The 12,971-nt window shown below is 48.9% G+C and carries 11 protein-coding genes; all 11 read left to right on the top strand.

The window, feature by feature from the left end:
• Nucleotides 1-79 precede the first annotated feature (79 nt).
• The 11 genes from H6A13_RS11380 (at nucleotide 80) to rhaB (ending at nucleotide 12,792) form a co-directional block, all read left to right on the top strand.
• Nucleotides 80-1,252, top strand: a complete 1,173-nt coding sequence (locus H6A13_RS11380; RefSeq protein ID WP_204909686.1) for an ROK family transcriptional regulator — start codon at nucleotides 80-82, stop codon at nucleotides 1,250-1,252.
• Between the two features lie 238 nt (nucleotides 1,253-1,490).
• Nucleotides 1,491-2,267: an SDR family oxidoreductase gene (locus H6A13_RS11375; protein WP_204909685.1), complete on the top strand. Its 777-nt coding sequence runs from the start codon at nucleotides 1,491-1,493 to the stop codon at nucleotides 2,265-2,267.
• A gap of 69 nt (nucleotides 2,268-2,336) precedes the next feature.
• Nucleotides 2,337-3,365: a sugar ABC transporter substrate-binding protein gene (locus H6A13_RS11370; RefSeq protein ID WP_204909684.1), complete on the top strand. Its 1,029-nt coding sequence runs from the start codon at nucleotides 2,337-2,339 to the stop codon at nucleotides 3,363-3,365.
• 93 nt (nucleotides 3,366-3,458) lie between these two features.
• Nucleotides 3,459-4,973: a sugar ABC transporter ATP-binding protein gene (locus H6A13_RS11365; protein ID WP_204909683.1), complete on the top strand. Its 1,515-nt coding sequence runs from the start codon at nucleotides 3,459-3,461 to the stop codon at nucleotides 4,971-4,973.
• A 1-nt stretch (nucleotide 4,974) separates the two neighbouring features.
• A complete protein-coding gene (locus H6A13_RS11360; protein ID WP_204909682.1) occupies nucleotides 4,975-5,925 on the top strand; it encodes an ABC transporter permease in 951 nt (316 codons plus the stop codon).
• Nucleotides 5,926-6,012: 87 nt separating this feature from the next.
• The gene (locus H6A13_RS11355) at nucleotides 6,013-6,504 is read left to right on the top strand and encodes an ureidoglycolate lyase (RefSeq protein WP_204909681.1); all 492 of its coding nucleotides are present in this window, start codon (nucleotides 6,013-6,015) and stop codon (nucleotides 6,502-6,504) included.
• A 21-nt stretch (nucleotides 6,505-6,525) separates the two neighbouring features.
• Nucleotides 6,526-7,545, top strand: a complete 1,020-nt coding sequence (locus H6A13_RS11350; protein ID WP_204909680.1) for a zinc-dependent alcohol dehydrogenase family protein — start codon at nucleotides 6,526-6,528, stop codon at nucleotides 7,543-7,545.
• Nucleotides 7,546-7,558: 13 nt separating this feature from the next.
• Nucleotides 7,559-8,695, top strand: a complete 1,137-nt coding sequence (locus H6A13_RS11345; protein ID WP_204909679.1) for an ROK family protein — start codon at nucleotides 7,559-7,561, stop codon at nucleotides 8,693-8,695.
• A gap of 104 nt (nucleotides 8,696-8,799) precedes the next feature.
• Nucleotides 8,800-10,332, top strand: a complete 1,533-nt coding sequence (locus H6A13_RS11340) for an FGGY-family carbohydrate kinase (protein WP_204909678.1) — start codon at nucleotides 8,800-8,802, stop codon at nucleotides 10,330-10,332.
• A 365-nt stretch (nucleotides 10,333-10,697) separates the two neighbouring features.
• The gene (locus tag H6A13_RS11335) at nucleotides 10,698-11,372 is read left to right on the top strand and encodes a class II aldolase/adducin family protein (protein ID WP_204909677.1); all 675 of its coding nucleotides are present in this window, start codon (nucleotides 10,698-10,700) and stop codon (nucleotides 11,370-11,372) included.
• Nucleotides 11,373-11,397: 25 nt separating this feature from the next.
• Complete coding sequence (gene rhaB / locus H6A13_RS11330) at nucleotides 11,398-12,792, top strand: rhamnulokinase (protein WP_204909676.1); 1,395 nt, start codon at nucleotides 11,398-11,400, stop codon at nucleotides 12,790-12,792.
• Nucleotides 12,793-12,971: the final 179 nt, after the last annotated feature.

Here is a 12,971-nt window from a genome sequence, read left to right as displayed (position 1 = left end):
CCTTTAGCAAGGTGCTATAATAAACCCATGTTTAGAAAGTACTTAAATAAACACCTTAAAAAAGAAGGTGGGAAGAAATATGAGAATAAGTACCAATAATTCGGAAGTCAGAAAGAGAAACAGGAACCGGGTGTTCCGGTTCATCAATAATACAAAGGAGACCTGTATGTCGGAGATTTCCGCTGCACTGGAGGTCAGCGGCCCGACAGTCATGTCTATTGTCAAAGAACTCAAAGAAGACGGCGTGATCCGGGAAGTGGGCGAGTATGAGTCCACCGGAGGCCGGAAAGCCAAAGCGATCGCGTCCGTCAAGGATGGCGTATATGCCATCGGCGTAGATATTACCCTGAACCATGTCAGCCTGGTGTATACAGATCTTGGCGAGGAGGCTTTGAAGCACCGGCGGGTCCAGAAGCCGTTCCGTCAGGGGACAGCCTATATAGAAGAAGTTGCCGGGCTTGTAAAAGATTTTGTAAAGGAAAATCAGATCCCGGAGGAAAAAATATTGGGAATGGGCCTGTCCATGCCTGTGATCGTGGACAGATCCAGAGATATGATCGCCAATTCTCATGTTCTCGGATTATACGAAGTGGAATGTGAAGAATGGACATCCAGGATGCCCTATCCCTGTGAGATCATCAATGACGCCAATGCCGCCGCGCTTGCGGAGGCGCTCTGGCAGAAGGAACGGGGTAGCATGGTCTATCTTCTGTTAAGCAATAGCGTGGGAGGAGCCATCTGCGTGAAACTGCCGGAACCGGAAGATATGCAGGAGGATATCCGGGAACGGGCTGTGATAGATACTTATGAAGGCGATAACTGGAGAAGCGCCGAGTTTGGACATATGACCCTTCATCCCGGCGGCAAGACCTGTTACTGCGGAAAGCAGGGATGCGTTGATGCGTATTGTTCCGCATCGAACCTGGCAGACCTGGAAAACGGCAAGCTGGAACGGTTTTTTGAAAAGCTGGAGGCAGGCAATGTAAGGTATCAGGAAATCTGGCAGCGGTATCTGGATGACCTGGCCCTGGTAGTAGATAATCTTAGAATGGCATTTGACTGTGATGTGATCCTGGGCGGCTATGTCGGAAGCTTTATGGAGCCTTATATGGAGAAACTGAAGGAGCGGCTTGTGCCGAAGGATATTTTCGATCACGACGGCTCTTATGCAAGGCCCTGCCGGTATCAGAAGGAAGCATCGGCGCTGGGAGCGGCGCTTTACCAGATCAAAGATTACATTGCTTCTATTTAAAATACAAAATGTCAGAAAGCAAGAAAGATAAAATCAGGACTGTGCAATCTGTAACATAAAGCGGGTTGATAAAAAAATAACATTATGCAGACTGCACAAATCTGAAAATGATTATTTGGCGGATATTCCGTCTTGCAGAAATAAGACTCCTGGTTCTATAATGTAAGCAGATTTATAAAACACCTTTACAAAAGGGAGTATTTTATGTAGAACGGCTAGCAACCGGAAGGAGGACAAAATGGGAATTATTGAAAAAATGAGACTGGACGGAAAAGCAATCTACGTAACAGGCGCTGCCAGCGGGATCGGAAAATGCGCTGCCATGGCATTTGCAGAGGCAGGCGCTGATGTGGCTATCGTAGACATCAATCTGGAAGGTGCACAGAAGGTGGCTGAGGAGATCAAAGAGGCTACCGGATCCAATACGATTGCGATCCAGTGTGACGTTACCAATCAGGAACAGGTTGAGGCTATGGTCGCAAAAGTAGTGGAAACCTACGGCAAACTGGATGCCTGCTACAACAACGCGGGAATCTGTATCAACGAAGATGCGGAAAAGATGACATATGAGCAGTGGCTGAAAGTTATCAACATCAACCTGAACGGTGTATTCCTCTGCGCAACGGCAGCAGGACGCGTGATGCTCAAACAGGGCTATGGTTCCATTATCAACACCGCTTCCATGTCCGGACATATCGTAAATGTTCCGCAGCCGCAGTGTGCATACAATGCATCCAAGGCAGGCGTGATCATGCTGACCAAATCCCTGGCAGTAGAGTGGGCAAAGAAAAATGTACGTGTAAACTGCATCAGCCCAGGATATATCGGAACTGAACTGATCCTGAACAACGAAGGCCTGAAACCGCTGATGAAACAGTGGAATGACATGGCGCCGATGGGAAGAGTTGGTAAACCGGAAGAACTGCAGTCCATCCTGGTATACCTGGCCGGAGACAGCTGCCCGTTCACCACAGGTTCCGACATCGTAGTAGACGGAGCATTTACCTGCTTCTAAATCATTCTTCAGATAGCTAATAGCAAAGGCTATAAAAAAATACATTTTCATTAAAAAGGAGGACGAAATATGAAAAAGAAAGTGTTAAGTGCTATCCTTAGCATCGCTATGGTAGCAACCATGCTGATCGGATGTTCAACAGAATCTCCGGTATCAGATGACAGCTCCAGCGAAGACGGCGGCAGCGAAGGCGGCGGCAAGAAGATCGGCATCACCATCCAGAACATCGAGAATGCTTACTGGGCAGGCGTTATGAGTAAGCTTCAGGAGATCCTGGACGAGAACGGATATGATGCTACTATCGTAGGATGCGAAGAGAATGCGTCCACACAGATCAGCCAGATTGAGAACTTTATCACCAGCGGATGCGACATGATCATGGTTCATCCTCATGATGCAGATGCAGTTGAAGAGTCTTGTAAACAGGCTATGGATGCTGGCATTAAGGTAATGTGCTGGGATAACGAGATGGAAAATACCACAGCAAACTGGGTTCTTGACAATACAGAACTTGGTAAAGAGATCGGAAAAACTGCGGCAGCTTTCATCAACGAGCATTACACAGCTGACAACAAAGCTGAAGTATGTGTTATCGGTAAACCGGATACACAGGTTCTGTTAGAGAGACAGCAGGGTATCGAAGCTGGTCTGGAAGAGAACTGCGAAGATAACTACGAGATCGTAGCTACTATCGAAGGTGTTGTAAACAACGAAGTTCAGTCTCAGGCTGAGACCGTTCTGCAGGCTCATCCGGATTGTAAGGTATGGGTTGGTGTAGGCGCCGGCGCGATGATCGGATCCAACACAGCACTCCTTGCACACTATGGCGGAGCTGGAAATATTCCGGAAGATGTTGGTGTTATCACAACTGACGTTACAAGCGAGCAGTTAGACGCTCTGCAGGCAGGCGATGAGGCCGTTAGAGCTATCGTAGGATTCGAAGGATCCAACACCGATACCGCACAGGCTTGCTTCGAGATGTTCGAGAAGATCCTGAACGGCGAATTCGATGACGTATCCGGAGACGAGAAGAACGTATACAGACCGACTATGGAGATCAACATGGACAACATCGAAGAGATCCAGGCAGGTATGTAATAGTTGTCTAAAAAGTAGCTAGTTAATGAATACAAAACGGGGGGCAGCTTAAGCTTAAGCTGCCCCTCGGTGAAACTATCACGGGGGAAGAATATGAGCGAAGAATATGTATTGGAATTAGAGCATATAAGAAAAGAATACCCGGGTGTTGTTGCGCTGAAGGACGTTACGCTGCAGTTGAAAAAAGGTGAGATCCTGGCTCTGATCGGCGAAAACGGAGCTGGAAAATCTACTTTGATCAAGTGCTGCTCCGGGGCGGTTATTCCGACCTCCGGCAAGATCAAAGTAAATGGAAAAGAATTTACGAGCATGACTCCGCAGCTTGCATCGGAGAATGGAATCGCCATTATCTACCAGGAGTTCAATAATGTCAAGGAGTTGTCGGCGGCTGAGAACCTGTTCCTGGGACATCCGATCAGAAAAGGAATCATTGTTGACAAAGCTGCCATGGAAAAAGAGGCGGCTAAGGCGTTTGACAGATTACATATCAAAATCAATCCGAAGGAATTAATGAAGAACCTGACTGTCGGCTATCAGCAGATGGTAGAGATTGCAAAGGCAATCCAGCAGGACGCCAAGATCCTGATCATGGATGAGCCTTCCGCTCCTCTGACCAGCAAGGAAGTTGAGAGTATGTTTGAGGTGGTGGAACTCTTAAGAGAGCAGGGTGTATCCATTATCTACATCTCCCACCGTCTGGAAGAGATCTACCGGCTGTCTGACCGGATCTTGGTTCTGCGTGACGGTGAATATATTAAGACGCTGATCACCAAGGACAGTGAAGTACAGGAACTGATCCAGTTGATGGTAGGCCGTGAACTGACCGAGACATATCCGCCGAGAGGAGACTGCATCAAAAAGGATGACGTGGTCCTGGAACTGAAGAATGTGACCGGTAATGGCGACCGGAATATCAACCTTCAGGTACGAAGAGGTGAGATTGTCGGACTGGGCGGACTGGTAGGAGCCGGACGTACCGAGCTTGCCGAGATCATCTTTGGCGCAGCCAAAAAGCAGTCGGGACAGATTATTTTTAAAGGAAAAGAAGTCAACCCGAAGAGCCCTCGGGAGGCAATAGATTTGGGAATCGCGCTGGTGCCGGAGGACCGGAAGCGTCACGGCGCTATGCTGGGTATCTCGATCAAGAATAATATCAATATGCCGATTTACCAGAGAAATTCCACCTTAAGTGTGATCAATTCCAAGAAGGAGAAGGCGATCGCTGAAAAGTACAGAGAGAACATGGCTATCAAGACTCCGTCTTTGAATCAGCTGGTAAAGAATTTAAGTGGTGGTAATCAGCAGAAGGTTATCCTTGGGAGATGGCTGGCAGCCGATTCCGAGCTGATCATATTTGATGAGCCTACACGTGGTATCGACGTAGGCGCGAAACACGAGATTTATAAGTTAATGAACGATTTAGTGGAAAAAGAGGGAAAGGCAATTCTGATGATTTCTTCCGAAATGGAAGAATTAATGGGTATGTCGGATCGGATTCTCGTCCTGGCAGAGGGCGATATGACTGGCGAGATCAGTAAAGAAGAGTTCAGTCAGGAAACTATCATGGCATATGCATCAGCGGCCAAGTCCAAGGTTGAGGAGGCTTAATATGAATAATAATAAAGTTGTATATCATTTAAAGGATAAAGCAATCTGGCTTGTTCTGATCGTGCTGGTCGTTGCATTTACCATTGCAAATCCAAGATTTATCAATCCTTCTAACGTAATGACCCTGCTTCGTCAGGTTGCGGTATTTGGTATTGCTTCTATTGGTATGACATTTGTAATCCTGCTTGGAGACATCGACCTTTCTATTGGTACGATCATGTCATTTGTAAATATCATTTGTGCGTACATGATGGTAAAAATGGGAATGAATATGGTGCTTGCAGTTATCATTTCCTTAATTGCAGCAACAGCCATCGGCGTGCTGAATGGTCTCATGGTTTCTACGGTAGGAATTCCTGCTATTATCGCAACCTTCGCCACGCAAACGGCCTTTAATGGTTTGGCCTTGATTATATGTGGCGGTATGCCGATCAGTGGATTCCCGGATGGATTTGCTATCATCGGACAGGGATATATCGGAATTGTTCCAATCCCGGTTATTATCATGGCAGTATGTTTTGCGATTGGATCATTTGTATTGAATAAAACATACTTTGGACGTTACTTCTACGCAGTTGGAGGTAACATGGAGGCAGCTAAGCTGTCCGGTATCCGTGTTGGCGTTGTAAAATATCTGGTATTTGCACTTTCCGGTCTGTTTTCCGGACTTGCAGGTATTGTGCTTCTGTCCCGTACCAATTCCGGTAACGCATCTGCGGCGACAGGATATGAATTTGATGTTATCACTTGTGTAGTTTTAGGTGGTGTATCTATTACTGGTGGTTTTGGTAAAATGTCAGGTGTTGTTGCCGGTACATTTATTATCGGTGCACTCCAGAACGGAATGGTATTGATGAACATCAACTCCTACGTTCAGGACATTGTTATGGGTATCGTGCTTGCGCTTGCAGTTGGATTTGACTGTATCCAGAAGAAATCACAGCAGAATTAATCTTGTAATAAATGACAATGAAAAATCCCGGCAAGTGTATTTGCCGGGATTTTGTGCAAACTGGAACCGTTTGGGAAGGGAGAGTTTATGCGTACGATCAAAGCGGAACCAATCAGCAAAGAGGCATATGCCCCGTTTGGTGTTTATTATGATTATCTGAATCCGGAAGGATATGCTCTGGAAGGAGAGATCCACAAGTTCTATCCGGACCGGATCAGCGAATCCAGCGTGACGAGGGTGGGGTACTCGCCTATCTCTGTCAGAAGAGAAGACAGACGGATCGTAAAAAGTGTGGAATACCATACCACGACTCCGGAGATGATCCTGCCGCTGAATGATGATATGATCATCCATGTGGCACCTGCGTCCGGCGGCACACCTGTTCCGGAGTGGACGAAGGCATTTGTGGTACCCAAGGGAACCTTAGTGAAGATCAATACGGCAGTCTGGCATCTGGCGCCGCTTCCGGTGAAGGAAGATGTGCTTCATGCCATGATCATTTTGCCGGAATGTACGTATGCAAATGACTGCACTGTGGTGGATTTAAAAGAAGAAGAGCAATTTGAGATTGTGCTGTAACGAGCAAGGGAGGACGAGCGTATGAAGGCAGCGGTGTACCACGGCGTACATGATTTAAGAGTAGAAGAAGTTCCGGTGCGGGAACTGAAGGACAATGAAGTAAAGATCCAGGTGAAGTACTGTGGCGTATGCGGTACGGACATGCATATTTTTAACGGCGATGGCGGATGCTTTGAAGTACACCCGCCGCTGATCCCCGGGCATGAGTTTTCCGGTGTTGTGGCGGAAGTGGGGGCAAAAGTTACTTCCGTAAAGGTAGGGGACCGGGTCAGCGGAGATCCCAATGATATGTGCGGGGAATGCTATTACTGCAAAAACGCCATGCAGCAGTTCTGTACCAACAATGTGGGTGTGGGAACTACGGTGGACGGCGGCTTTGCGGAATATGTGATCATGCGGGAAAAACAAGTGTACAAATTTTCCGATCACTTAAGTTTTAAGGAAGCGGCCATGGCGGAACCCATTTCCTGCTGCCTCCACGGCATTGATCTGTGTCATATCAAGGCGGGAGACACGGTGCTGGTCATCGGCGGAGGCCCTATCGGTATGATCATGCTGCAGCTGGCAAAGCAGGCGGGCGCTTCCAAGGTGATCTTGTCAGAGCCGGTAGAGGAAAAGCGCGCCCAGGCCCTGCGTCTTGGAGCCACGAAGACCATTGATCCCATACATGAAGATGTGGCGGCGGTTCTTTCGGATTACTGTGAAAATGTAAATGTGGTGATTGAGTGTGTGGGAAATGTGCACACCCAGGAGGATGCGGTGCATTTTGCCGGAAAGTGCGCAACGGTTATGTTCTTTGGACTGGCATCTCCGGAAGACAGTTTTCCGCTGAAGCCGGATGAAGTATTCAAAAAAGAACTGCATCTTACTTCTTCCTTTATCAATCCGTATACATTTGAACGGGCCATCGCGGTGCTGGAGTCGGGGACCATTGAGCTTGGGGAGCTGATCACAAATGAGGTGCCCCTTGACGACATTGCCGATGTATTTACAAAACCAGAGTACAGGAGAACGGGGAAAGTTATGATCAGGATTTCATAACGAAATATAAGGTATGGATATAGAGAAATTAAGTTCCAATGAAATAAAGATTAAGAACAGGCAGCGGATTTATCAATATATCCGTTTCAACGGGCCGTCGACCAAGCAGGATCTGGTGGTGGCTTTGCAGCTGAGTCTGCCTACGGTCACGCAGAACCTGGATTATTTAAAGAAAAGGTCTCTGATCGACGGATCGAAAAAGATCACCAATACCGGAGGCCGGAACGCGACTGCATTTACCTATCTGCAGCGGGCGAAAATGGCGATCGGCATTTACATCACGGCCCATCACATGAACGGGGTCGCGGTGGATCTGTCCGGCGACGTGGAGACCATGGTAAGGGAACAGGTAGATTTTGATCTGGATAACGAAGCGTATCTGAAAAAGCTGGGAAGTCTGGTGGAGAGAGTCAAGGAAGAGGCCGGGATCCAGGATGCGGATCTTCTGGGTGTGGGGATCTCTGTGCCGGGCCTGGTATCGGATGACGGCGAGACGGTGATCTATGGGCGGACGCTGAATTTTACAGGGAAGACCAGGAAAGAGATTGCAAAATACATCCCGTATCCCTGCAGGCTGGTCCATGATTCTTACGCGGCCGGGTACATTGAAGCCTGGAAAAATCAAGAGGTCCGCAATGCATTTTATATCAGCTTAAGCAACAGCGTGGGAGGTTCCATTATCATCGATCACGAGATCTACGAAGGGGATACCCAGAGAGGCGGCGAGATCGGCCACATGATCGTGGTGCCGGAAGGGGGCCGTCAGTGTTACTGTGGAAAATACGGATGCTTTGATACGGTCTGCCGGGCCGGCAATCTGGATCAGTATACAGACGGCAATCTGGAGCTGTTTTTTGAGAAACTCAGAAAGAAAGATAAGACCGCCCTTGCTCTGTGGGATGAATATCTGGATCATCTGGCGATCGCGATCCACAACATCCGGATCCTTTTTGACGGGAAAGTGATCCTGGGTGGATACGTGGGCGCTTACATCGGAGAGTATCTGAGCGATCTGTGCCGGAGGGTGGACGAGTATAATCCTTTTGGAGACCGGGCTGCGGATTACGTGATCGCCTGCCACTATAAAAAAGAAGCCTCTGCAGCCGGGGCAGCCATCTTTTATATCGATGAATTTCTTGCGGAAATCTAATTGATAAATTTTTGGCAATATCCGGTTGACAGGAATGGTGGCAGGGGTTATTATTTAAATAGGTTTTATAAAAGCGGTTTAAATAACAAAAAAGGAGGAGCATTATGAACTATTTACTTGGTACGGACATTGGAACATCAGGAACCAAAACGATCCTGATGGATACGAACGGAAAACTGATCGCCCAGGATCTTCAGGAGTATGATGTGCTGACGCCGGCGCCTCTGTGGGCGGAGCAGTGGCCGGACGTGTGGTATGAGGCGACAAAAGATTCCATCCGCAATACCGTGGCAAAGGCAAAGGAAGCGGGCATTGACGCAGAAGACATTAAGGGAATCGCCATCAGCGGACTGTACGGCGGAAGCGGGATCCCGCTGGATGAAAATATGAAGCCGATCCGTCCCTGTATGATCTGGATGGACAGAAGAGCGGATGAAGAGACCAGATGGGTTCTGGAGCATATCGGAGAAGAGAAGCTGCAGGAGATTACATTTAACGGGGCAGACCCTTACTATGGATACACCAAGATCCTCTGGATGAAGAACCATGAGCCGGAGAACTGGGCGAAAACAAAACTGTTTCTCCCGCCCAACGACTATGTGATCTACAAACTGACCGGAGAGATTGCTATCGACTACTCTTCCGCGGGAAATATCGGCGGTATTTTCGATATGAATAAGCGGGAGTGGTCAAAAGAACTGATGGATGCCATGGGAATTCCCGTGTCCATGATGCCGCAGCGGATCGTAGAGTCTACAGACATTGTGGGCGGCATGACAAAAGAAGCGGCAGAAGACCTGGGGCTGTGGGAAGGATTTCCGGTGATCGCAAGTGGTATCGACTGCGGAGCAGCCAACATCGGTCTTGGCGTCTTTGAATCCGGCATTTACGCGGCAGCCATCGGAACCTCCATGTGCGCGGCGCTGATCTCCGATCAGCCGGTAAGAGGCAATGGCCTGATCGTGTGGCCGTATCTCTATGATGCAAAGAAGCTTTCCTATTATTTTGCAGGCGGCAATACCGCCGGCGCCATTGTCAAATGGTTCCGCAATACCCTGTGCCAGTGGGAAGTAGAGCAGCAGAAAAACGGCGGCCCCAGCATGTATGATGTGATGAACGGGGCGGCAGAAAAGATCCCGGCCGGAAGCGAAGGCCTGGTAGTGCTGCCGTACTTTATGGGCGAGAGAAGCCCGGTGTGGGATTCTGACGCAAAAGGAACCATCGTGGGACTCTCCCTGACACACACAAAGGGACACATTTACCGGGCATTTCTGGAGGCAGTTGCCTACTGCCTGCGCGACGCCATGGAAGCAACCGGCGACGACCTGGGAGAATATATCCTGATCGCCGGCGGCGTGACCAAGTCAAAAGTATGGCGCCAGATCTTCGCAGATGTAACCGGCTACCCGGTAGTCTGCCCGATCTACGATGTAGAGGCCAACATGGGAGACGTAATGCTGGCAGGCATCGGCACCGGCCTTCTGACCTATGAAGAAGTGAAAAAATGGCAGGTGCTGGACGAGAAAATCATGCCAGACGAAGAAAACCACAAGAAATACAACGAATACTTCAAATTATACAAGAGCATATACAACCATCTGAAAGAAGATATGAAAGAATTGACCAGGATCCGGTAGAGCCGGAGACACCGGCGGAGGCGTAAAACACCTCCGCCGGTAATTTTTTGCAATGGGGACGTGCAATGGGGACGTAGTAAAGTTGCAAAGTACCCCGTCCCCAAATTGCAAACGACTACGTCCCAAATTGCATTTTACCCTGTACCCGATGGTGTGGTTTGTTTAGGAAACAACAATTTTTTATGTGGTTTCATGATGTATATGGCTATATTTCTAAAATGCAACATAAAACAACATGAATTTGATTGCTTTGTGTGGTTGTGTATGCTATGATGGGTTTAGATAAGGCCGAAGCGGGGTGCTGTGAGGCCGCGGATATAGTGAAATGACAAGATAAAACGAGTTGGAAAGGAAGGAAAAGGAACATGAAAACAGAACTGGAAATTAAGCAGGAAATGTGTGAGATCGGCAGGCGTGTCTACAACCGTGGCATGGTGGCTGCCAATGACGGGAATTTTTCCGTAAAATTGAATGAGCATGAATTTTTATGTACACCGACAGGGGTCAGCAAAGGATTTATGACGCCGGAGTTTATCTGCAAGGTGAATGAAAAGGGAGAGGTGCTGGAGGCCAATGAGGGATTCCGTCCGTCTTCAGAGGTGAAGATGCACATGCGGATCTATGAGCAGCGCCCGGATGTGAATGCGGTGGTGCATGCTCACCCAATGTATGCGACTACGTTTGCCATTGCAGGGAGACCTCTGATGGATCCGATCATGCCGGAGGCAGCTATTTTCCTTGGCGGCGTGCCGCTGGCAAAATATGCCACACCGTCCACCATGGAAGTGCCGGATTCGATCCAAGAATATCTGCAGGATTATGATGCCGTGCTGTTGGAAAATCACGGCGCGCTGACATTTTCAGATACCCTTTTGAACGCATATTACCGGATGGAGTCAGTGGAATTTTACGCTCGCCTGATGTATCAGGCGGAAATGCTGGGCGGACCGAAGATCATTCCGCCGGAGAAGGTGGAGGAACTTTATGAGATCCGCCGGAATATGAACCTTCCGGGAAAGCACCCGGCAATGAGAAAATAAGCATTTGAAAAGAGGAGAGGATCAGATGGGTAACTATTATCTGGCCGTAGATATCGGGGCCTCCAGCGGAAGGCATATTCTGGCAGAACTGAAAAATGGCCGGATGGAGCTTGAGGAGGTCTACCGGTTCCAGAACGGCATGCAGGAGAGAAATGGCGCGCTTTGCTGGGACCATGAGTATCTGTTCCGGGAGATTAAAAATGGTCTGAAAAAATGTAAAGAACTGGGGAAAATTCCCCAGTCTGTCTCAGTGGATACCTGGGGCGTGGATTTTGTGCTTCTGGATCAGGAAGACCGCGTACTGGGGGACACGGTTGGTTATCGAGACAGCCGGACCCAGGGAATGACAGAAAAAGTGGAAACCATCATTTCCCAGGAAGAGCTTTATCAGAGGACCGGGGTGCACTGGCAGCTGTATAATACCATTTACCAGTTAGAGGCGATCAAGGAGACGCATCCGGAGTACCTGGAGGCGGCGGAAAGCATCCTGATGACGCCGGATTATTTCCATTTTCTGTTAAGCGGGGAAAAACATATGGAATATACCATCGCGTCCACCAGCCAGTTGGTAAGCGCCGCCTCCGGCGACTGGGACTGGGAACTTCTGGATCTCCTGGGATTTCCAAAGAAAATATTCCGGCCGGTGTCTATGCCTGGAACGGTGGCCGGACATCTGCGAAAAGAAGTACAGGAAGAGGTGGGGTTTGACTGCAAAGTCGTGCTGCCTGCCTCTCACGATACCGGCTCCGCTGTGCTGGCGGTTCCGGCCAAAGGAGAAGATGTGGTCTACATCAGCTCCGGCACCTGGTCATTGATGGGCGTGGAGAGAAAAGAACCAGACTGCTCTTTGGAAAGCATGGAGTCGGATTTTACCAACGAGGGCGGCTATGATCACCGGTATCGCTATCTGCGCAACATCATGGGCCTGTGGATGATCCAGTCGGTGAAAAAAGAACTGACAGAGGACTTAAGCTTTGGTGAGATCTGCGCGCTGGCGGCAAAAGAATCCATTGCCTCCATTGTAGATTGCAATGACGAAAGCTTTATGGCACCAAAGAGCATGACAAAAGCGGTGCAGGATTACTGCAGTCGGACCGGGCAGCAGGTGCCCCGGACCACCGGCGAACTGGCGGCGGTCATCTATAACAGCCTGGCGAAATGTTACGCGGATACGCTGGCTCACCTGGAAGAAAACACCGGCAAACACTACGATACCGTATACGTGGTGGGCGGCGGCTCCAAGGCAGGATATTTAAACGAACTGACCGCAAAATACACCGGCAGGCGGGTGTCGGCAGGGCCGACCGAGGCAACGGCCATCGGAAATCTGGCGGTGCAGATGCTAAGCGACGGCACATTCGCAGACGTGGATGCAGTGCGGGACTGCATCCGGCAGTCCTTCGAGATAAAAGAATGGTAAAAACGTAACAGGGGACGTAGCCCTTTGCAAAAGGGCTACGTCCCCTGTTACGTTTTTGTCAACACAAATCCAACAAATGCATATTGAATTTATGTTGTTTCTGTGGTAATATCAAATCAGAAACAACATAAAATGTGTGGGTTTTCTTTGGAACAGGAGGTGAAATATGCTTGCCATAG

The sequence above is a fragment of the Mordavella massiliensis genome (assembly GCF_016902415.1).
GTDB classification, from domain to species: domain Bacteria; phylum Bacillota; class Clostridia; order Lachnospirales; family Lachnospiraceae; genus Merdimonas; species Merdimonas faecigallinarum.
The sequence above is the reverse complement of the archived record's forward strand: the minus strand, read 5'-3'. Positions and strand labels throughout refer to the sequence as shown.

Bases quoted from the DNA above. Each gene is read 5' to 3' on its own strand.
- rhaB (WP_204909676.1), top strand. From the start codon at position 11,398: ATGGGTAACTATTATCTGGCCGTAGATATCGGGGCCTCCAGCGGAAGG.
- H6A13_RS11380 (WP_204909686.1), top strand. From the start codon at position 80: ATGAGAATAAGTACCAATAATTCGGAAGTCAGAAAGAGAAACAGGAAC.
- H6A13_RS11375 (WP_204909685.1), top strand. From the start codon at position 1,491: ATGGGAATTATTGAAAAAATGAGACTGGACGGAAAAGCAATCTACGTA.
- H6A13_RS11335 (WP_204909677.1), top strand. From the start codon at position 10,698: ATGAAAACAGAACTGGAAATTAAGCAGGAAATGTGTGAGATCGGCAGG.
- H6A13_RS11345 (WP_204909679.1), top strand. From the start codon at position 7,559: ATGGATATAGAGAAATTAAGTTCCAATGAAATAAAGATTAAGAACAGG.
- H6A13_RS11355 (WP_204909681.1), top strand. From the start codon at position 6,013: ATGCGTACGATCAAAGCGGAACCAATCAGCAAAGAGGCATATGCCCCG.
- H6A13_RS11340 (WP_204909678.1), top strand. From the start codon at position 8,800: ATGAACTATTTACTTGGTACGGACATTGGAACATCAGGAACCAAAACG.
- H6A13_RS11350 (WP_204909680.1), top strand. From the start codon at position 6,526: ATGAAGGCAGCGGTGTACCACGGCGTACATGATTTAAGAGTAGAAGAA.
- H6A13_RS11370 (WP_204909684.1), top strand. From the start codon at position 2,337: ATGAAAAAGAAAGTGTTAAGTGCTATCCTTAGCATCGCTATGGTAGCA.
- H6A13_RS11365 (WP_204909683.1), top strand. From the start codon at position 3,459: ATGAGCGAAGAATATGTATTGGAATTAGAGCATATAAGAAAAGAATAC.
- H6A13_RS11360 (WP_204909682.1), top strand. From the start codon at position 4,975: ATGAATAATAATAAAGTTGTATATCATTTAAAGGATAAAGCAATCTGG.